Origin of the sequence: Vibrio sp. 1F279 (genome assembly GCF_041439815.1) — a bacterium.
GTDB lineage: Bacteria > Pseudomonadota > Gammaproteobacteria > Enterobacterales > Vibrionaceae > Vibrio > Vibrio tasmaniensis_A.
Map to the genome: position 1 here is coordinate 163,749 of NZ_JBGOOU010000008.1, position 20,589 is coordinate 184,337.

Annotated in this window: 16 protein-coding genes and 1 pseudogene; 10 read left to right on the forward strand and 7 right to left on the reverse strand. The window is 43.9% G+C overall.

Annotated features, from left to right (window positions below):
- Positions 1-5: 5 nt before the first annotated feature.
- Positions 6-917 carry a LysR family transcriptional regulator gene (locus tag ACED60_RS08770; RefSeq protein ID WP_371727333.1) on the reverse strand — a complete coding sequence of 304 codons (912 nt, stop codon included), beginning with the start codon at positions 915-917 and terminating at the stop codon, positions 6-8.
- A gap of 156 nt (positions 918-1,073) precedes the next feature.
- On the opposite strand from ACED60_RS08770, the gene ACED60_RS08775 reads away from it, so the two are divergent.
- Both ACED60_RS08775 and ACED60_RS08780 read left to right on the forward strand, forming a co-directional pair.
- A complete protein-coding gene (locus ACED60_RS08775) occupies positions 1,074-1,379 on the forward strand; it encodes a monooxygenase (RefSeq protein ID WP_371727334.1) in 306 nt (101 codons plus the stop codon).
- Positions 1,380-1,453: 74 nt separating this feature from the next.
- On the forward strand, positions 1,454-1,828 hold the full coding sequence (locus ACED60_RS08780) for a hypothetical protein (RefSeq protein WP_009847186.1): 375 nt from the start codon (positions 1,454-1,456) through the stop codon (positions 1,826-1,828).
- A gap of 93 nt (positions 1,829-1,921) precedes the next feature.
- Here the strand turns inward: ACED60_RS08780 and ACED60_RS08785 are convergent, their stop codons facing one another.
- Positions 1,922-2,440 (reverse strand): lipocalin family protein, encoded by a 519-nt coding sequence (locus tag ACED60_RS08785; RefSeq protein WP_371727335.1) that lies wholly within the window; start codon positions 2,438-2,440, stop codon positions 1,922-1,924.
- Positions 2,441-2,762: 322 nt separating this feature from the next.
- Between ACED60_RS08785 and ACED60_RS08790 the strand changes: the two genes are divergently transcribed.
- Positions 2,763-4,478, forward strand: coding sequence for an amidohydrolase (locus tag ACED60_RS08790; protein ID WP_371727336.1), 1,716 nt, complete (start codon positions 2,763-2,765; stop codon positions 4,476-4,478).
- Positions 4,479-4,556: 78 nt separating this feature from the next.
- On the opposite strand, the gene ACED60_RS08795 is transcribed toward ACED60_RS08790, so the two are convergent.
- On the reverse strand, positions 4,557-5,813 hold the full coding sequence (locus tag ACED60_RS08795; RefSeq protein ID WP_371727337.1) for an MFS transporter: 1,257 nt from the start codon (positions 5,811-5,813) through the stop codon (positions 4,557-4,559).
- A 101-nt stretch (positions 5,814-5,914) separates the two neighbouring features.
- Between ACED60_RS08795 and ACED60_RS08800 the strand changes: the two genes are divergently transcribed.
- The 5 genes from ACED60_RS08800 (at position 5,915) to ACED60_RS08820 (ending at position 13,602) form a co-directional block, all read left to right on the forward strand.
- Complete coding sequence (locus tag ACED60_RS08800; RefSeq protein ID WP_371727338.1) at positions 5,915-6,682, forward strand: ABC transporter ATP-binding protein; 768 nt, start codon at positions 5,915-5,917, stop codon at positions 6,680-6,682.
- A 17-nt stretch (positions 6,683-6,699) separates the two neighbouring features.
- Positions 6,700-7,611, forward strand: coding sequence for an iron-siderophore ABC transporter substrate-binding protein (locus ACED60_RS08805; protein ID WP_371727339.1), 912 nt, complete (start codon positions 6,700-6,702; stop codon positions 7,609-7,611).
- Complete coding sequence (gene fhuB / locus ACED60_RS08810; RefSeq protein ID WP_371727340.1) at positions 7,611-9,608, forward strand: Fe(3+)-hydroxamate ABC transporter permease FhuB; 1,998 nt, start codon at positions 7,611-7,613, stop codon at positions 9,606-9,608. Before ACED60_RS08805 ends, fhuB begins: the two co-directional genes overlap by 1 nt.
- Positions 9,609-9,889: 281 nt before the next feature.
- Positions 9,890-10,846 carry a GntR family transcriptional regulator gene (locus ACED60_RS08815; RefSeq protein ID WP_371727341.1) on the forward strand — a complete coding sequence of 319 codons (957 nt, stop codon included), beginning with the start codon at positions 9,890-9,892 and terminating at the stop codon, positions 10,844-10,846.
- Positions 10,847-11,448: 602 nt separating this feature from the next.
- Entirely contained in the window at positions 11,449-13,602 is a 2,154-nt protein-coding gene (locus ACED60_RS08820; RefSeq protein WP_371727342.1) for a TonB-dependent receptor, read from the forward strand.
- 140 nt (positions 13,603-13,742) lie between these two features.
- On the opposite strand, the gene ACED60_RS08825 is transcribed toward ACED60_RS08820, so the two are convergent.
- Positions 13,743-14,222 (reverse strand): hypothetical protein, encoded by a 480-nt coding sequence (locus ACED60_RS08825; protein ID WP_009847195.1) that lies wholly within the window; start codon positions 14,220-14,222, stop codon positions 13,743-13,745.
- Between the two features lie 261 nt (positions 14,223-14,483).
- Between ACED60_RS08825 and ACED60_RS08830 the strand changes: the two genes are divergently transcribed.
- Positions 14,484-14,615 carry a hypothetical protein gene (locus ACED60_RS08830; protein ID WP_017100407.1) on the forward strand — a complete coding sequence of 44 codons (132 nt, stop codon included), beginning with the start codon at positions 14,484-14,486 and terminating at the stop codon, positions 14,613-14,615.
- Between the two features lie 505 nt (positions 14,616-15,120).
- Here ACED60_RS08830 and ACED60_RS08835 read toward each other — a convergent pair.
- The 3 genes and pseudogenes from ACED60_RS08835 to ACED60_RS08845 all read right to left on the reverse strand — a co-directional run bounded on the left by ACED60_RS08835 (position 15,121) and on the right by ACED60_RS08845 (position 18,451).
- Complete coding sequence (locus ACED60_RS08835; protein WP_371727344.1) at positions 15,121-15,846, reverse strand: DsbA family protein; 726 nt, start codon at positions 15,844-15,846, stop codon at positions 15,121-15,123.
- Positions 15,847-15,856: 10 nt separating this feature from the next.
- Positions 15,857-16,384 (reverse strand): protein disulfide oxidoreductase, encoded by a 528-nt coding sequence (locus ACED60_RS08840; RefSeq protein ID WP_009847199.1) that lies wholly within the window; start codon positions 16,382-16,384, stop codon positions 15,857-15,859.
- Positions 16,381-18,451: pseudogene (locus ACED60_RS08845) on the reverse strand (protein-disulfide reductase DsbD family protein). Before ACED60_RS08845 ends, ACED60_RS08840 begins: the two are co-directional and overlap by 4 nt.
- Before the next feature lie 839 nt (positions 18,452-19,290).
- On the opposite strand from ACED60_RS08845, the gene ACED60_RS08850 reads away from it, so the two are divergent.
- A complete protein-coding gene (locus tag ACED60_RS08850; RefSeq protein ID WP_371727345.1) occupies positions 19,291-20,562 on the forward strand; it encodes an esterase/lipase family protein in 1,272 nt (423 codons plus the stop codon).
- The last annotated feature ends 27 nt before the right edge of the window (positions 20,563-20,589 follow it).

Consider the following 20,589-nt stretch of genomic DNA (forward strand, 5'->3'; position numbering starts at 1 on the left):
AACCGTTAGCTCGCATTTGAAGCTGACTCAAGAAGTAACTCATAGAAACGTTTAGCAGCAGGGCCTGTCTTGGCTCCTTTTGGTAAAGTCAGGTGCAGCGGAACGTGATACCCACTGCCATTTTCGACATTCAACACAGTGAGCTTGTCGCTACCTCGACTTTCAACAATGTGCTTTGGTAGTCGACAATAACCGACTCCCTGCTCTACCGCGCCAAACGCATGATCGAAATTATCCACCGTAATGCGCTGACTCGACTTCAACCAACCCACATCCTGTTTGTTCCCTTGGCTTTTAGTGCCTTGATTAGATCGTGTACCTAAATCTCGCACCACAATTTGCGGCAAAGACGACAGTTGATTCAACGACACTGAAACGGCACTTGCTAACGGATGTGAGCTAGCAACTACTGGCTCCATCATCGTAAAACCAAAGGCTTCGGCTGAGTAATTAGTAATAGGCAAGTTGATGATAGCCACATCAGCCAGTTCTTGAGTGACCATTTCCGTTGTTTTAGACAGAGACGTTTCAATCACTTGTATCGATGTGGTGTTGTTCTCCGTCAAAAATGCAGCCATTGGTTGATAAAGGCGTTCAAGGCAGCACAAGTGATCAACAGCAACCACAATTTCAGACTCAACACCTTTCGCTAGCTGTTCACTGATCAACTCTAGCTCGCGAGCTTGTTCCAACATACTGCTTGCACGGCGCAACAGTGATTTCCCATCCTCCGACAATACCGCCCTACGACCTTCAACCTGAACTAAAGTCACGCCTAATTGGTCCTCCAATTTTCTCAGCGCATAAATCAGCGTGGTATGGCTCTTATTCAATTGCAATGCAGCCGCTTGAATGCTGCCTGCGCGGTCAATCTCGTAAAGCGTTTGCCATTGGTCGAGGGTGGTTTTCAATCTCATCGGTCTAAAATCCTGACAGTTAATAACTATATTATGAACTTTTCCGTCTGTTTTTTACAGGTAATATCTATTTCAACAGGCAATCAAGCCTCCTATGTTTTGCGAAATGACCATGAGTCTCAGCGCAATACCAAGTAACTGTTTGGAGAAATAACCATGAAATTATTACAAGTCGATTTTGAATTTAGCGGCCCATTTGGTGAAGAGATGTCAAACGCACTCGTTGACCTAGCAAAGTCTATTAACAACGAACCGGGCATGATCTGGAAAATTTGGACAGAGAACGAAGCTGAAAAGCTGGGTGGCGGCGTCTACTTATTTGAAGATCAGCTGAGTGCTGAAACCTATCTGGCGATGCACGCTGCTCGCTTAAAAGAGATGGGTGTTGAAGAAGTGCGTGGTGTGATTTTTGACGTCAATCAGCCATTAACTACCATTAATAAAGGCCCAATCAACGGTTAATCAAACTTGTTCATTCGCTGAATGACAACAAAGATACTGAATAGCTAAGTAATAAATAGAGAGAGATATACGTAATGAACAACAAAACTTTTCTTAGCCTACACGGCATTATTTACGCAGGGTTTGCCATCGCACTGTTTTTTATCCCAACGGTAATGTGGCCCATGTACGGCGTAGAGATCAATGATAAGTACGCGTACTTTCTCTCTCAACACACCAGTATATTTTTGGGTGGTATCGCTGCAATAAGCTGGCTGCTTAGAGACATTGAACCTGGCTTGTCCGCTAAAAAGCTCATCCAAGGCTTGGTGGTTACAAATATGCTCGGCGCCATCATCACATTGTATGCAGCGTTTACAGGAATATTTGTTGGCTTCGGCTGGAGTGATCCGGCGTTCTTCCTTTCACTATCGGTGCTCAGCGTGTTGCAGGTTCGTCGACAAGGCTAGTTCATACAAAACCAAACCAATAAAAAAGGAACAGATGCACTCATCATCTGTTCCTTTTTCTCAATCAACTGTCGTTAACCTAGCGCGCTCAGCTTATTTACTGTGCTCAACGTAAATCAATTCATCAGTATTGAAGCCACGCTCTTTAGACATCGCTTTGAACTTCTCCATCACTTCTGGTGCAACCTCTGGTGTTCTTGAAAGTAACCACAAGTAGTCGGTATCTGGGCCCGAAACAAACGCGTATTGGTAATTCTCTTTGTCCAACTCAAACACCACATAAGCTCCGTAGAAGGGGCCAAAGAACGACACTTTTAGATAACCCTGATCGCTGCCTTCGACAAAGTACGCCTTACCTTCCGCTTCGTTCCATTCGCCATCTTCAGCCGAATAGCCGCGGTTAATCACCTTAACGCCACCATCATCACGCAAGCTATATTCGGCACTGATGTTATCTAAGCCACGCTCAAACGAGTGGTCTAAACGAGCCACTTCGTACCATTTGCCCAAGTATCTATCCAATTCAAACTGTTGAACGGGCTTTACTGTTTCAGGCATGCCCGCGCAACCACCCAATAGAATCACACTAAGCAGCAATAATATTTTTTTCATCCTAACCTCGGCTTGTTTTTATTAGTAATGCGAGTAAGCCTTGTGAAAACATAAACTTACATCCTTGCTAATACGTTAAATCCATTTTTAAAGTTCACCTAACTGTAATTTATTCAGAATCTTATGTGAATTGTTTAGTCTGCGAATGAATCAATGGTGTTTCATTGCTATTCGATATTGAGTCAGAGTCACCACTAAATTTACGGCAAGTTAACTTAGTCAGGAGAGCAACTATGGACACTTTATTATCAAAAATCCGCGATATGATTCTTACCACTCGCTTTCTATACTTACTAAACAGTGGAACATGGAATAAATAACAATGAACAATAAGCTCACTTTGCCACGCACTGCATGGATTGCATTATTCGCTAGCCTAGTCTCTGTGCCATCGGCTTTTTCTCAAAGCCTAACCGCAGACCAGATCTTTACCAATGCCGACATATATGGGCATCGCGAGTCAGACTCGATCGTTACCCATAAAGGCAAGATCATCTTCATCGGTGACCACGCTCAGGCGCAATCTTTTCAAGGTCAGAGTAGCGATGTCATCGACTTGGAGAATGCCTTTGTTTTGCCGGGGTTCATTGATAATCATAACCATGTGTTTGAAGCCGCCTCAGAGCTGGGTGGCAATTGCGAACTAGACTCTGAAGCCACATTAGAAGAGCAAATCCCTTACTTAGAAGCGTGTAAAATCAATGCCGAAACCAATGGTCGAGGCTGGCTGATGGGTTATGGCTTTTCTCTTGAGTCGACACTCGACAGCGACTCTGAATACACACCACTTGAGATCATCGACAGTATCTTCCCTGATCGCCCCGTGGTGCTTATGGAGCAAACCTCTCACTCTATGTGGGTCAACTCAAAAGCCTTAAAAATAGCCAAAATAAGCCAACAATCTCCTGATCCACAAGGTGGCGCTTATTTAAAAGACCAAGACAGCGGCAAGCTCAATGGCATCTTATTAGATAACGCTGGCGACCAAATTATGGAGATGGCGTGGAACAGCCAAAGCGAGCTCTTTGAACAAAGCTACCAAGGGTTAATGTTCGGTCTTGAAGAAGCCGCTGCGCACGGCATTACCACCATCGGTGACGGCCGGATGTACTGGAAACGAGGCTGGTATGACGTTTGGCTAGAAGCGGAGCAAAACCAAGATTTGACGGCTCGCGTGTCATTACGCCCTTGGGTTTACCCATCAATGGCGATACCCTCTCAATTAGAAGTCTTCGGGAAGATGTATTCCGATGATAAAAGCCGTCTGTTGCTCGTCGATCAGGTAAAAATGTACAGCGATGGCATCTTCATTAACGGTACAGCAAAAACACTCGCGCCCTATTTAGATACCTATCTGCCACAGTCTCCCAATGGCCTAAACTACATTCCACCAGCACAGATGAAAGAGTGGCTAACCGCGCTCGATAAAATCGGTTTTAGCGCTCACATTCATGCGATTGGTGATGGTGCCGTTCGTGAATCTCTTGATGCGATAGAAAGCGTGCGTAAACAAGGTTCGCAAAAGCCTTATACCCTAACTCACATAGAGTTAATCAATGATGAAGACGTTCCCCGCTTCAAGCAGCTCAATGTCTCGGCGGACTTCCAAGTCGGTTCCGATTACGTAGCCAAACATCAACACCAATGGGCCGAAGCTTTCCTTGGTGCTCGCCGCGCCAAAGCCATGATGAACTTAGACGCGATACTTAAGACTGATGCCAATATCACCTTGAGCAGTGACTGGAACGTACACGACATCAACCCTCTAGTTGGAATCGCAAATAGCTTAATCATGGGTAAAACAGGCCTAACTGATATCTACACAGCTATCGACGCTTACACGCTCAATGCAGCAAAGAGCCTTGGTATCGAAGACGTCACGGGGTCTATTGAGGTTGGAAAATCAGCGGACTTCGCGATTCTCAACAAAGACATCACTACAGTATCGGCAAGACAAATAGCCAAGACTCAGGTGTTGATGACAGTGTTAAAAGGGGATGTGGTTTTCGAAGACGCAGCTTTCAAAGACATAAATTAGTGAATCAAAGTTCGATACAAAGCCGTTTACTTACGGCTGTTAACTGATTCACTAAAAAGTATCAGGGGACATATAAGATTAAGCTTGCTCAGCGAGCTTGGTATTTCCCTTTATTTTTACAACATAAGTCGTCGCGAAAATCAGTAGAGAAAACAGCCCACATAAGTAGATGGGATACTGAGGGTTCAAGGTTGAAGTAAATGCAAGCAATGAAGCAACGCCATAGCCTAGAGTATGAGACATGGCGATATACCCTGCGGCTGCGCCCGGAGCCTCACTTTGCTTTTCAGTGGCAAACAACGTGTAAGCAGGAACAAGCAACGCTGCGCCAATCGCCGTCACTACCATCGCCACAGCAAACGCCCACATACTGGGGATCAAGAACATTCCAAAACCGACAAGCAGACCCAATGCCCCCCAACGGTACATAACAAACGGTGTCAGCTTTTCTTTTTTGATAACCAAGAGTTGAGTAGCAAAAGTACAGGCAGCACTGATAGTCAAAAGAATCCCGATCGTGTCACTTATTTGATCGGTAGGCCAACGGGTGATCGAATAGATAAGTGGAGAAAAACTGTATTGCAACAACGCGACTGCGGCACACAACAACAACCCGCAAGATAAAAAAGGCAGTAATGTACTATTCGGTAACCAAGATGCTTGCCCTATTCCTTCAACCTTCCGAGTTTCTTCTTTAGGGGTTGGTAACAACATCGTGACAAGTAAAGCAACACACGGTAAAAAGATCATCACGATCAGGGGAGCAAAAGGCGATAACTTTAACGCTAAAATGGAGACCAAAGGCCCAATTAATCGACCAACACTTAGGCCAAGACTCACTGATGTAATGGCCTGTAAACGGTTCTTCTCACCACACAATAATATCGCCCAATGCTGACTCGCAGGCACCATTCCAGACACCGTACAACCATAAATAATTCGCGCGACCACCAGCCCAATCAAACAAAACACGAATGCCTGCCCCTGTTTGCTAAACATGGCGAAAAAGCACAACAAAGCAAAGCTGACGGCCATGCCTATCAGTGCTTGAATGACTACTTTTTTAGGGCCATATTTGTCGCTCTGCCTTCCCCAAAACGGCGCAGATGGCAGAAATAATATGCTTCCTACCGCGATAAGAATCGACCACGTAGGCAAGCTGAATGCAGACTGTTCCACAAGAAAAGGCAGGGAAACGAGTAAGCCGTTTTGCCCAATTCCCATAAGAGCCGAAGCAAGACCAATAGCCAATAGTTGAAATTTTTTATTTTGTATCACAGACATAATATCGAAGGCGCTAGATAAGGTTGGTAGGTTCGTAGTGGGCACGAGCATATTACAATGATAAATAGATTGATTTAGCGAATAATTATCATTTTGATTTCACTGTGTTACATTAGCGGCTAGCAGCCCATAACTCAACTTCATATTGCATTATGTACACACTTACCAATGCCTCGTTCGAAATCGACGGTAAGAAAATCCTTTCGCCAACGACTTTGACCTTTGAACCAAAGAAGATCACCACCTTGCTTGGTCATAATGGATGTGGAAAATCGACACTCATTAAACTGTTAAGTCGACAAAACACGTCAACAGAAGGTGACGTTTTCTTCAATGAGCAACCACTCGCCTCATACAGTAACCTTGAATTTGCACACCAAGTCGCCTACCTGCCGCAGCACCCACCGATTACTGATGGCGTGACCGTTCGTGAACTGGTTTGCTTTGGCCGTTATCCATGGAAAGGCGCATTTGGACGTTACAGCAAAGATGATTATGCCATCGTAGACGAAGCGATTGAGAAAGTTGGCCTTAACGCCTTTTCTGACCGATTTGTCGCGACACTTTCCGGCGGAGAAAGACAAAGAGCTTGGGTCGCCATGCTGCTTGCTCAGCAAAGCCAATGTATTTTGCTTGATGAACCAACCTCAGCACTCGATGTCGCGCACCAGCATGAATTGCTCGCTTTAATCAGAGAGCTTAATCAGTCACTCGGCTTAACCGTGATCATGGTGCTTCATGATGTCAACATGGCCGCCAAATTCAGTGATCATTTGATTGCGCTTCATTCTGGAAAAGTGATTGCTTCCGGTTCGCCTAAAGATTTGATGACGCCAGAAACACTGATGCAAATCTACGGAATGGAGCTTGCGCTCTTTAAACACCCTGAGACAGGGCAACCTATCAGCTACATCCCTTAAATCAAAAGGAACCTGTTGTGAAAAAGTTCATCACCATGCTGTTCACAGTATTAGCTTTCAACGCCCTTGCTCTAGAGAGCGTTCACGCACTAGAAATCAAACATGAAATGGGCAGTGTCTCTTTCGATGCTACACCTAAAAAAGTGGTGGCTTTAGATTGGGCACTCACCGAAACCGTATTAAGCCTAGGCGTTGAGTTGCAAGGTGTGGCAGACGCACAAGGTTATCAGCAATGGGTGGTAAAACCTGCGTTAAATGCAGACGTGACAGATGTGGGATCCCGAAGAGAACCAAACCTAGAGCTGCTAACAAAACTCAAACCTGACGTCATTTTAATCAGTGAGCATATGACGGCGGCCTACCACCAGCTCAATAAAATCGCACCTGTCTTGGTTTACAGTGTCTACAGCAAAAAGAAACAACCACTTGAATCCGCAACTTCGGTTACCCTCTCTTTAGGCAAGCTATTTAACAAAGCACAACGCGCCCAACAAGTGATTGATGAGACAAACAAGAGATTAAGCGATAACGGTGAAAAAATACGTGCCGCAGGCAACTCAGACAAACCACTGATTTTTGCACGCTTTATCAACGACAAAACCTTACGCATTCATAGCCAAGGTTCATTAGCGCAAGCCACCATAAGCAGCATGGGTCTTAAAAACGACTGGCAAGAGCAGACAAACCTCTGGGGTTTTACCACTACAGGTACTGAAAGGCTCGCTGAACACCAACAGACGAATGTGATGATCTTTGGCCCGCTAACGGAAGAAGAGCATAAGAAACTGACTCAATCTCCTCTTTGGCAAGCGATGGCGTTTACGCGTACAGACTCCGTTTACGAACTTCCTACCATCTGGACCTTCGGTGGGCTAATCGCCGCTCAAAGGTTTAGTGACCACATTACCGAACTGCTTATCCAAAAATAATGGCTACCGCAAAGATCGAAAAAACCGTCACCGGGCGATTCAGTATCAAGGCAGCGGCACTACCTGTCGCTGCTGTTTTGTTGATCAGCTCGCTACTGCAAATTACCGCTCCTTACTCGCAAGGGGTTGGCTTGATTTGGGATACGCTGTTTCACTTTGATTCTTCAAATTATCAGCATCTGATTACTCACCTCACCTATTTACCTAGGCTTACCGTCGCTCTCATTTGTGGTTTTGCACTGGCAGTCGCTGGGTGTGTGATGCAATTTGTACTGCGTAACCCCATTGCCTCACCTACCACATTGGGTGTTGCTGCGGGCGCAGAACTCGGCATGGTATTAGGGATCCTTTTAATTCCTGCTAACCTAGCTATCCCAGGGTTTATTCCCGCTTTCATTGGGGGCTGCCTTGCAACAGGCTTAGTTTTTACCTTAAGTTCTGCACGAGGCTTTTCACCATTACACATGGTGTTAGCCGGTATGGTGGTCAGCCTATTTTTAGGCTCACTCAACACCATGTTGCTCATGCTGCATGAACAACGGCTTACCAGTATTTTTGTTTGGGGTGCAGGTGTACTGAATCAGAATGATTGGTCGAGCGTGCAGGTTCTCATACCTTTAGTCTCGATCCCGACGCTGTTATTACTGGTTTTACAGCGTCCATTATCAGCGCTGCAATTTGGCGATAATGTCGCCACTTCGCTTGGTGTAAACATCAAACAAATCAAATTGCTTTGCTTATCGTTGGCGATCTTTATTACTGCAGCCGTAGTCAGTGAAGTAGGCTTAATCGGATTCGTTGGCATTGTGGCTCCTGCTATCGCTAGGCTTATCGGTGTAAGAGCACTCGCGAAACAGATTCTGGTCAGCGGGTTGGTAGGCAGCTTCATTCTATTGATTGTGGATTTAGTGATTCAGCCCTTCTCTGGCTTCGGTGGCGAACTTCTCCCTACCGGCGCAATGACGGCGCTACTGGGTGCTCCTTTCTTATTGTGGTTACTGCAACGTACCAAGCTGCAGTCCGATCTCAAAAACCGCAGTGAAACCATTGAGCACTACAAATTCGTCAGTACGCGTAAAGTACTTGCCGCGATGTCAGTACTATTGATGGCAATGTGTGTTCTTGCCCTTACAGTAGGTAAAAACCAGTTCGGCTGGAATCTTGAACTCAACCCATCGCTATTCGATCTACGTCTACCGCGTGTATTAGTCGCGCTATTGGCAGGGATCGGGCTTGCGTTTGCAGGCACGATTATTCAACGCATCTCAAACAACCCAATGGCGAGCCCCGAAGTATTGGGGATCAGCTCAGGGGCTGCTCTGGCGTTAGTGCTCGGCACACTATTTGGCACAGCAGTCGGCCGAGAAGAGCAAATGCTGCTTGGTACACTCGGCGCAACTTCAGTGACTGCCGTGGTTTGGCTGATGGGAAGAAAACACAATTTTGCCCCAACGCCAACCTTGTTAACTGGCATCGCGCTAAGTGCGGGGCTCGACGCTCTATTGCGCATCACAATGAGCTCGGGTAATGAGAATGCAACCGCGCTCCTCACTTGGCTTTCAGGCTCGACTTATTTAGTCGCTAATCAAGATGTCATTTTGCTCGCCGTTGGGGTTACCATCATCAGTGCAGTGGCGCTGTCTTTGAATCGCTGGATAGAGCTGATTAACTTAGGCGACGTCACCACAAGCAGCCTAGGTATGAACACAACCGCTGTTCGATTGGCTTTGCTTTTGCTAGTCGCGGCACTAACAACTCTGTGCACCATCGTCATTGGGCCATTAAGTTTCATTGGATTATTGGCGCCGCACATGGCGCGTTCGCTTCACCAATATCGCGCGATTCCTCAAATGCTCACTGCAGCATTATTAGGCGCTATCATCATGGTTGCTGCCGACTGGATTGGTCGTACGCTATGGTTCCCTTGGCAGTTCCCTGCAGGTCTATTAGCCTCTCTGATTGGTGGCGGCTACTTCCTCTATCTAATGAGAAAATAAGCACACACGAGAAGTCACTTTCTCCGCTTAAAGCCCCGTTTGAAGCCTCCATTTGAAGTCGAGACTTTAAGCGGGCTCTCTTCTTACCCACTCATCAACGCACTTACCAACAAAGCTATCACTAACCGATCAATTCCCAATCAACCGCTAAATTACCAACCAACCTATCCATTGCAACAGGTCGATCAACATTGTCTTTTGGTTACAAAAACACAATTTATGGTATTTAAGCCTTTTTGTGTTTACCATGGAATCAAGATTAAACACATACTCTGAGCGTCATGGACATAACGACAATTACAAAGCTCCAACAAAATTTGTTATTCAAGGTCATCGCGAGGCTAAAAGCCGACAACGCGAAAGCGGGAAGCAGCCTAAACGAATCATCTTTGGCGCAGCAATTCGAAGTATCAAGAAGCCCTATTCGAGCGGTGCTAAAACACTTGTCAGCGCAAGGCATCACTAAAGTCGTCCCTTATAAAGGGTCTGTATTACAAACCGATGCGGCAGATATCGAAATTTCAGGCCAAGACAACGACCAACAACCTCGCCAAGAACAATTATACCTGCGCGTACTCATGGATTTATTCTTTAGTGAGTTAGGTCAGTCGTTTTCCGAGAAAGACCTGCAACAACGTTATGATGCCAACCGTGGTGAGATGCAAAGCGTACTGCGCCTGTTAGAAAGCGATGGTATTTTTCGTCGCAGTCCAGGATACAAATGGCAGCTTGATGGTGTGTTGAACACCCTAGAAAGACACACCGAAAGTTATCGCTGTCGACTCATTTTCGAGCCTGCTGGCCTACTCGAACCAACATGGACACTTGATAACAGTGCAATTGAAAGCTGCCGAGATCGCCATGCTCAAGCGATTCAGACCCCAGAATCTGTCAACGCCAGTCAACTCTTTAGCCTCAGTGCTGAGTTTCACGAGCAACTTGCCGCATGTTCAGGAAATCGCTTCTTATTGAGCACCATGCAACAACATAATCGCCTACGTAAAGCGACAGATCTCGTCTCGATGCACATTCAATCTTCGGTCACTAAATCGTGCCAGCGTCGCCTAGAGATCATCGAATTGGTGCTAGAAGGTGACAACCAAACGGCCTCGACAAAATTAGCTCAGCTACTGGAAAATGACATTCGAGTCATGAAACGCACCTACAACGACGTAATGACGGTCTCTATGGAGCAGCGAGAAAGCTTAATCAACAGCATCATGGCCAAAAACAATTAACCACTTGGGCAGTCAAATTCTGGCTGCCCTTATCGTGTCCTTCTACCATCGAAAATGCCATTCTGACTTCACGAACACACGAGGGCCTGTTTACCTTTCGTGGTTAAATTTTGTTCAAAAGATCAACAAACCCTAATACCTGCACTTTCACACCTGTTGAATTATATGGTTCACACCCGCCTAAACACTTGCGGAACAAGGCACTGGCTCTGTTCCGCCCGAGTGACTAACCCCCCGGCAAACAAGTGTTTCCAAATCTATAAAAGAAAATTGCATTTTCATATTGTATTTTCGCAACAAAAACACAATAATAATGATTCTTATTTAGAATTGATAAACTTAACGATAATACTTCGTACTTTAACTATGGAAGTAGTAACCGCTTAGGTGGCGTGAATGCGAACGTATACAAGCTTGAAAGATATCGAGATGAGTATGTTTGGGGCCATAAGTAAGTGACCACTGTTAACCTCTTTTCTAATTTAGGAGGCTTCATTTATTACTAACCAGTAAAGATGAACGCTGTTTACTTATAAAAAACAAAGTCATCGCACAAATATGAGTCTTTGTGCAGCCTTTTATTGATCAAGATTGAGAACAAAATGAAAACCGAAAAAGGAAGTTTCAAGCTTTCCACCGTTACGCTAGCGATTGTCGCAGCAAGTACAGTGTTTACAGCCCAAGCTCAAGAATACACAACCGAAGAAAACATGGTGGTTGTCGCAAGCCGAACGCCGAAAGCGATCAGCGATATCCCGGGAACAGTTTGGTACATCGACGCAGATAAAATCGAACAGGAATACCGTGGTGGTAAATCATTAGGTGAAATTCTATCGGCGAGCATTCCCTCTTTAGATGTAAGCAGCGGCGCTCGTACTAACTATGGTCAGAATCTACGTGGCCGTAAGATGCTCGTTATGATTGATGGCGTATCACTGCAATCCTCTCGCCAAATCAGCCGCCACTTAGATTCAATCGACCCATTTAACATTGATCGCATCGAAGTGTTATCGGGTGCAACGTCTATCTACGGTGCGGGTGCTTCTGGTGGTGTCATCAACATCATCACCAAAAAAGCACAAGGTGAAGAGTTAGAATTCGAATCTTATGTCGGTGGCTCATCGGGCTTTAATTCAGGTGAAGATTTCGATTACAAAGTCGGTCAATCTATCTCTGGCGGTAACGACAAAGTTCAAGCTCGCTCTTCTGTGGTTTACACCGAGACACAAGGTGTATTCGATGCAGATGGCGATATTGTTACTCCTGACATTTCACAAGGCTCACTGCAGTTCAACAAGACGGTAGATTTCCTGACAACTGTCGGCGTGAACCTGTCTGAGACCAAAAAGCTCAACTTCCTAGCACAATATTACGATAGCCAGCAAAACTCTCCTTACGGTCTATACATCACCGGGCGCGATTTTGTTGACGTACGTAAAGGGTTTTACTCGGATCGAGAACACGGAACTGAGCGCATCATGCTGAGTGCCTCTTACGTCGATGATCAATTCCTTGGGCATCAGTTTATTGCTGAAGCTTCATACCGTAAAGAAGACCAAACTTACACGCCTTACTTCCAATCTTCTGGTCAACAAATTACCGATGTTATTTCATTAAAAACAGCACTGGCTAAGAGCTTCAATAAGTTCAATATTGTTTATGGTATCGATGCGTATCAAGATCAGCTTGATAGCAATCAAGCGCTTTACGATCGCACCATTGCGAACAATTCAGGCAACTTAGTCAACAAGACCTATGCACAAGTGGGTCGCTATGCAGGTGTTAAAGTCAGCTCTATCGCAGGCTTTATACAATCTGACTATGCGATCACCGATGATTGGACGGTGGAAGGTGGATTCCGCTACCAATACATCTCTAACAAGATTGATGATTTTGTCGGCTACAGCCAGCAGAAGAAAATTGCTGCTGGTAAAGGCAAAACAGCAGACGCAGTACCAGGTGGTGAAACTGATTACAGTGTTGGCTTATTTAACCTAGGTACGATCTACCACCTTAATAACGAGTCTCAAGTTTGGGCAAACTTCTCGCAAGGTTTCGACCTTGCAGACCCAGCTAAATACTACGGACAAGGCAGCTACAAGCTCGTTGGTGATCACTGGAAACTCAACGACAGCATCAACGTTAATGACTCAAAAATGTCTGGTATCAAAACCAACAGTTTCGAGTTAGGTTACCGCCTTGATACTGGCGAGCTAAGCTTGCAAACCGCGGCTTATTACTCACAATCTGACAAATCAGTGAAGTACAACAGAAAGACATTGCTGATTGAAAACATCAATGACAAAAAGCGAGTGTACGGGCTAGAGGCGATGGCTTCTTACTGGGTACATGACAACATTCAACTGGGCGCTTCTGGTCACTACGTCACCTCTGAAGTGAAAGGTAACGACGGTTGGAAAGATGTATCTGCAGGAAGTGCAAGTACTTCTAAAGCAAGTGCTTGGGCAGGTTGGTATGACACAGACCTATCTGTAAAAGTACAAAGCCAAACTATGTTTGATTACGAAGACGACAAAAACAAACTTGATGGCTACACCGTGTTTGATCTAGTGAGTACGTATCAGCTTCCGGTCGGTAGTCTAGGTTTTGGTATTCAAAACTTACTGAACAAAGACTACACCACTGTTTGGGGTCAACGTGCTCAAATCCTTTACTCGTCTCATTACGACTCAGCAGCGTATGACTACAAAGGCCGCGGCCGTACTTACACTCTGAACTACCAAGTTAAGTACTAATTAATCGGTCTGCATAAGCTGAATTAGTCGCTTACTCTAAAGTGTGGGATAGCTAAAAGACAAAAAGGGTTGGCAAACATGCCAACCCTTTTCAATTGAGGGTTCATTCCGAACTCCCCTATGTTTAATTCTACTTATGCTTAAGCTGTCTTTTCTTTCAAGTTTGATTCTTGTTTATCATCAAGCGCAAAGTAGATCTTCGATACAATTACTTCAGCAATGAGAATCGTAAATACCACGGCGAAGAACGCCACTACACCATTCCAAGGGCCTGTAAAGCTCACCTTCTCGCCGAACAATAAGTTAATCGCTTCTAGCATCACGAACTTTGAACCCACCAAGATGATGTAAGTAGTGATGGCGCGATAAACCTTAGGCCCGGTACCCGGTTTACTTTTGAAGTGCTCAGCAATCTTGTGCTCTAAGCCAATAGAGAGCTTCAACAATAACTGCAGTAATAACGCTGCTATCAAAGAAATAGTGAAAGACTCAATGTTGACGAAGTCCCAGTACTCATCGAAAAAGTTAAGTACCACTAAGTCCACCAGCACAGCTAACGTGTAACCTACAAATAGACGTTGTGGTGTGTTGAACCCGTAAACTTTGTCTGATTTAGTCATTCTGTCTCTCTCTAATTTGATAAGTCGCCTTGATTTGAAATACATCTTAGCGCTCGAAAAGGAGCAAAACTTACCATTTTGTGACACCGCCAATAATCATTATTCAAATTAATGATTCGACAGAAATCCCCCTTCCTTCTCTTATAGCAATAGCAAAAACACACCCAATTCATCACTGTCACCAAATGGCCATTCTTCAAATACTGCGCCCATATGATGACTCCATCAGCGACACACACTCATTTCCAAAAGGTGCAGACTATGAAAAAGCTAATCACTAACGTGAACGTATTTAACGGTGTTGATAACAACTTAATCGAGAGCGTATCAGTCCTCATCGAGGATAACTTGATCACCCAGATTAGAGAAATTAACTTCCATTCTACGAGTTAGTTTCCGTTTTTCGAGTTAATTCCCACTCTATGAATCAATTTACATCCACGTATTACCCACCTAAATAACAACCACACAAGAAACAAAATAGAATATCAACCTGTAAAAATTAAAAATAAACAACCTCTAATTACTTCGTAAAAAACACAGAGTAAATGGAATTATTTCAGCATGGAAAACTCTAACTAAATGTTAAGTGACAATTTATCTGGAGGTGCTATTTTAATATAACCTTGTCAACCCCACGCCCTTAAATTGCACATAAGACAATTTATAAAAGTAAATACTATTAATAATTTTTTGTAATCAGGAATTAACAATGAGACTGTTGTTGTACTCGACATGTGGTGTTCTGAGTTTTCTAGGCATATTTGGACTAGCTGCGTTGTATATTGTTTATTAATTTGTAATCTACTTTTACAATTAATATTTAAATGATAGAAAGCCCTAATCAATAGGGCTTTTTATCCATCAAAGATAATAATTAAGTTATCGTAAATTTATTCTATTTACTTTTCTCTTCTAGCTTAGCCTTTACTATTGGATATAGTTTTTCGTATGGCAAGTAGCCGGGGAGCAATGTTCCATCAATTAGCATCGCTGGTGTACCCCGAACACCCAGCCTCGTAAATAAGTTATAGTTTTCAGCAACTTCAATCGCTATTTCACTGTCTGAAGAAACATAATCGGTGGCTTTGTTCTTCTTCGCTACTTTCATTATCGAACGAACGTTGTGAATACCAGGCTTACTGATCAACATCTCTTCAACTGCTTTGTATTTTTCTTTGTCATTGTTCCAGACATTGAGTCCAAAAGTTGCTGAGTTCAATGGCGAATCTCTCTCCTTTAGAGGGATATAAATATTTATCACCTTGATGTCATTAGGGAACTCATCCGCTATTTTCCGAAGAACAGGGTCTAATTTTTTACACCACGGGCAACTAAAATCAGTCATATTTACGATCGTCAGTTTTGGATCTTCGGAACCATACCAAGGGTGATGTGGGTTGTTATAAATAAAGTCATGACTCTCAACTAACGTTTTATCAAAGCTACTTTGTTGATCTATGTAAGCAGCTAGACTGTCGTGAACTGAATCGATAATACCTTCGTTCGTTTCTAGCATTTGCGTTATCTCGGCAATTTTTTCTTGTTTTGTCATTGCGAAAGTGACGGGTGAGAAAGCCAGAGTAACCAATAGTGTGATGATGCTTCTTGTAATGAATTTCATATTTTTCCCATTAATACTTAGCTAACCAAAGTCGGGCTGCGATACCTATTGGCGTAGTAATTCCTGAAGTAACACTTGTTACTTTTCCATCATTAATAACAATGAGTGTTGGCGTTAAGGAGATTCCCCAATCGCGTGCAATTTTACCTTGAGTGTCATTAATGTTGTCGTAGCTATACCCTTTAGCATTCATATAGCGTTGAACTCTTTCATCTTTACCCGAAGTCAGTGATACACCAACGACGGGATAGCTCGATGAAAACCAATCAACCACTGGCGTCACAAATTTGCAGGCGACGCACCATGTCGTCCAAAAATAAACTAATACCGGCTCTTTCTTACTCATCTCTATTACATCTATCGGTTTACCGGATAACGACATCCCAACCATTGGCGGAACGTTCTGCATTGGAACGTCTTTTGTACGCCAATAATCAACACCAAAGACCACGACCAATGCGAACAAGGTATACAGTAATGCCGATCTCAACTTCTGCTTTTTGGACTGAGGTTTTGCCTTAGCTTTTTTTCTCATCATTCGTCACCACCTTTTGCTTTCTCAATGGCTTCCATCACCGCATCACTGGTTAAGATGACAGGAAGCTCAATACCTTCCGGAGCGTTAGGGCCATAAACCATGTTGAACGGAACACCGAAACGGTTGTGATCTTGTAGGTATGACGTGACACTATCACTTGGGACTGTCCAATCGCCCTCCATCGGCACTACATCACCTTCAGTCAATACGCTGTAAACAGGATCTTGTAAGAGAACCCCGATCTTGTTTGCTTTACAAGTCACGCACCAATCAGCGGTAACATCAACGAAAACTACTTTGTCGTTAGCAACATGATCATCAATGGCTACGGTCGACAAAGCTTCCCACTCAGGTTCTGGTGGCAGAATTTTGGATGTTGCCTTCTCGACAAATAACGAGGCAGAGATAACACTCAACAGCAGCAAGGCAACAGCACCCGCAGTCTTGATTCCATGCACTTGAACCAACCTGACAAGCAATAGGCAAACACTGACCGCCAGTATTGCGTATAGCCACAATTGAGGGACATGAGGTCGAAGCAAGCTAAAGAGCCAAACGCTAGTGATTAGCATCATTCCGCCGAACAGGTATTTAACACGGTTCATCCATGCTCCTGGTTTAGGCAGCGCCAAAGCTATCGATGGGAATGCAGCAACGATGATCCATGGAAGCGGCAAGTGCGGTGAAAATACCAAACATCGTCGGGATAGTCGTGGCAAGAGCAAATGCAACGGCTGTCCCAAGAAATGGAGCAGAACATGGCGTAGCCAATAGCGTTGCGAACATGCCTTGTGTAAAGTGTCCGACGTAACTACTGTCTCCCTTGGTTGCCATCCACGTATTGGTATTCGATGAAAGACGGATCTCGAAAAGCCCTAACATGTTGGCGCTGAAAAGGGCTGTGACGATAAACCAACCGTTTTGGAACTGAATTCCCCAACCGATAACGCTGCCTGATATTTTTAACACAGCCAAGAAAGTGGCGATTAACCAGAAGGATGCGAGGATGCCACTCGCAGATGCAAGGAATTGGAACCTAACCTGTTTTCTTGCCATGCCTTGAGCAGAAATAACCCCACTCAGTTTCATTCCAAGTACAGGGAATACACAGGGCATGATATTGAGAATCAACCCACCTAATAGCGCCAAAAGCACCATACTTATCATAGAGCTATTACCCACTATGCCGTTGGTAACAGTGGCTGGGTATTCTGTAATGAAGTCTTTGTCTTTGATGCTGACACGAATGTGTTGGTTGTTGAGATCGGGTGTGCCCATCCAGCTGCTTACGTCATAAGTCGCAATGGCTTGGTTACCTTCAATTTCAATGTGAGGAATACCAAATTCAGCATCTTGCATTTCATCTGAATCACCATCCACGATTATATCGGGTGCAGTCCAACCAATTTTATGTGTAGCAATAACTTGAAGTTGCGACTTGTGAGCATCCCAAATCGTAGATGTACCCTCTACAAGCGGTGAGTCTTTCGGCACTTCGCTCATTGCTTTTGCGTAGACAAGCATCGCGTCGTTATTCACGGTCATCTCACTTGGGTTAAACACCAAGTTGATGTCAAAATCCGTGAGAATACATATGGTGGTGCATGAAGACATCGTCAGCACTGCATGGAGCTCAACAGGTTTGTTCATATCATCAATATGAAGATTCATCGGAAAGATGATGTTGTGCTTGTAGCCTAGCGTATCTATGCCGAGCAAGTTGAAGCGTTGAGGAAACTTCCAAAACCATTGCAGTTGCGAAACGTTCTTAGAGTCAGCCCATTTAATTTTGGGCGCAATACCTCCTTCGCCAGGACTTCTCCAGTAAGTTTTCCATTCATCAGAAAGGTTCACTTCCAGATAACCCGCCGCGGTTTTATCTTCTTTATTAATTTGTCCTGTCATGACAAAACGCGTTTCTACATACGGATGTAACTTGTCTTGCATCCAACCCGTTGTAACAGGAGTCATCGATTCGCTCGCACTTGCGTTCACAGTGAATGTTGAACACAACGCAACGAATAGCCAAAGCACAACAAAGCGCAATGACATTTTGCTTTTAGGCATGTCTAATTTTTCCTTAAAAAATGAATAATATGAGTGTTAGTTAAACGCTCTTATTTTCATTCTTTAAAGACACAGATCTTGAGATGGATGCGCCTACCTTTGTGGAGGATTGGCTCAGTGAAGGGAGGGAAATACGGGACAGTACTTAGCAACCACAATACGACGACAACGAGTATGAAGTACGTGAATATAGCTTGATCATTGACTTGGTGGTGATCAAAGTTTATCAGGTGTTCTGATAACTCACATTTTTGGACGGATTGGCCGTCTTGGGATTGAGATGCCCCATCAATAAAAACGCCACTATCGCTAATCTTGTTTGCCTGCACGGCAGTAGAAATAGCAGAATCACTGTTGTCATAATTTACTTTGCAGCCTTGGATAAAACTCATATTACTGGCGAGACAGAAACAGATAACCCAACCCACTAATAATAGTGCGCTACGAGTTAGCTGATGTGTGTTTCGACTTGAGATCATATCTAAACTGCAGATGTCTTGTTATGGTAAACGTAGCAATACGACTTAACTAAAATAATAAAGTTCAATTTTTTTCTTAATGTCGATAATTTTCATGAATCAAAGCGATTGAGAATCGTAAAAATCATATACCAACAATCAGGGTCGGAAAGACAATCAGTATCGAAAAGACAATCGACATCAGCCATACCGCGGTCGAGCAGCGTGAACTAAGTAAACTCGGACCAAGACAATACATGCTCAAGAACAACGTATGACCTAACTCTCTGTTTTCTTGCTAGTATTAAACTCATGCAGTTTGTTTATGTATAAAATTGTTGATTGAAGGACGAAGCTTATTGAGATGGGGATGAGATTAGAATGAGGCAATTCATTACTGGACGATTATTTTTCGTACTGTTATTCAGTGCTGTGCTATCAGGGTGCAGTAATTTTAGAAATCTATCTAATGAGATAGACGCAATTGATGCCTATACCGACCAGTACCAAATCATTTTGACCGAACCAGCGTCGGGCTCAGCCGTCGTTATTCAACAGATAAAAGATATCAATAAAAGCGAAGTTGATGGCTACGACGGCATAATAGATAGCGACAGTATTCAATTGCAGCTATCTAGAAAAATACACTACCTACTTGTCTTTGATGATAAAAACCAAGATTTAACCCTACAAGCTGACGAACCATTCAGTGTCGTTAATCTGCACGATCACCAAGACAATTCTACAGTAAGAATTTCACTCGCCATTGACGAAAACAAAGCGCCCAGAGCCTTTGTTAATCACTCACTGTCCTCTTCACTGAAAGTGGAATTGGATCTTGTCGATATAGGCACTGTTGTGAGTTTAACGGATCCGCCCTTTAAGCGAGAAAACGCTAAGCTCGGCATGTGGCAGCCAGTAACATTCTTTTTTGAAGGGAATGCTGGACTCTACTTTTTGTCGGAATACGACCCAACTAAAATCCCTATCCTATTTGTACATGGTATCAACGCAACCGCTTTAGATTTTGCTCCATTAATCGAAAAAATCGATCAATCTAAATACCAAATATGGGTATTCAACTACCCTTCTGGCTTATCTCTGATTTTAAGTTCGAAAGGCTTAAATAACCTGCTGCATACCATAGTGACTGAATACAAGATCCAACAATTACACGTGGTGGCACACAGCATGGGCGGGCTGATCGTGGCAAACAGTGTTCGTCAGTGCCAAATCGGGCAGTTGTGCAATTTTGTCAGTAGCATCACCACCATATCTTCCCCGTTTGGGGGTGTGGCATCCGCCAAGCAAGGAGTTGAATACTCCCCTATCGTGATGCCAGCCTGGGTAGATTTAAATCCAGACGGAAAATTTATCGCCGAATTATTTGGTAGTAAGACTAAAAACCATACCCCGCACTTTTTAGCGTTTGGATACAATTCAGGGGAGTTATTTAATACCAACAGTAATGATGGCGTAATTGACCTATCAAGCCAGCTTTCGCGTCCAGCTCAATTAAACGCCGACCAAATTCTTGGTTACGATGAAAACCATTTAAGCATCTTAGACAACGACGACTTGTTTGAAGATCTTTCTGAGTTTTGGTTGAGAGCCGAACAAGGCTATATACCCGTGATCATTGAAGGAGCTTGATTTTTTGCAATGAGAAGATCATGCTAT

Excerpts from the sequence above, each read along its gene's own strand:
- ACED60_RS08770 (WP_371727333.1), bottom strand. The coding sequence starts at position 917 with ATGAGATTGAAAACCACCCTCGACCAATGGCAAACGCTTTACGAGATT.
- ACED60_RS08775 (WP_371727334.1), top strand. The coding sequence starts at position 1,074 with ATGAAATTATTACAAGTCGATTTTGAATTTAGCGGCCCATTTGGTGAA.
- ACED60_RS08780 (WP_009847186.1), top strand. The coding sequence starts at position 1,454 with ATGAACAACAAAACTTTTCTTAGCCTACACGGCATTATTTACGCAGGG.
- ACED60_RS08785 (WP_371727335.1), bottom strand. The coding sequence starts at position 2,440 with ATGAAAAAAATATTATTGCTGCTTAGTGTGATTCTATTGGGTGGTTGC.
- ACED60_RS08790 (WP_371727336.1), top strand. The coding sequence starts at position 2,763 with ATGAACAATAAGCTCACTTTGCCACGCACTGCATGGATTGCATTATTC.
- ACED60_RS08795 (WP_371727337.1), bottom strand. The coding sequence starts at position 5,813 with ATGCTCGTGCCCACTACGAACCTACCAACCTTATCTAGCGCCTTCGAT.
- ACED60_RS08800 (WP_371727338.1), top strand. The coding sequence starts at position 5,915 with ATGTACACACTTACCAATGCCTCGTTCGAAATCGACGGTAAGAAAATC.
- fhuB (WP_371727340.1), top strand. The coding sequence starts at position 7,611 with ATGGCTACCGCAAAGATCGAAAAAACCGTCACCGGGCGATTCAGTATC.
- ACED60_RS08815 (WP_371727341.1), top strand. The coding sequence starts at position 9,890 with ATGGACATAACGACAATTACAAAGCTCCAACAAAATTTGTTATTCAAG.
- ACED60_RS08820 (WP_371727342.1), top strand. The coding sequence starts at position 11,449 with ATGAAAACCGAAAAAGGAAGTTTCAAGCTTTCCACCGTTACGCTAGCG.
- ACED60_RS08825 (WP_009847195.1), bottom strand. The coding sequence starts at position 14,222 with ATGACTAAATCAGACAAAGTTTACGGGTTCAACACACCACAACGTCTA.
- ACED60_RS08830 (WP_017100407.1), top strand. The coding sequence starts at position 14,484 with ATGAAAAAGCTAATCACTAACGTGAACGTATTTAACGGTGTTGATAAC.
- ACED60_RS08835 (WP_371727344.1), bottom strand. The coding sequence starts at position 15,846 with ATGAAATTCATTACAAGAAGCATCATCACACTATTGGTTACTCTGGCT.
- ACED60_RS08840 (WP_009847199.1), bottom strand. The coding sequence starts at position 16,384 with ATGATGAGAAAAAAAGCTAAGGCAAAACCTCAGTCCAAAAAGCAGAAG.
- ACED60_RS08850 (WP_371727345.1), top strand. The coding sequence starts at position 19,291 with ATGAGGCAATTCATTACTGGACGATTATTTTTCGTACTGTTATTCAGT.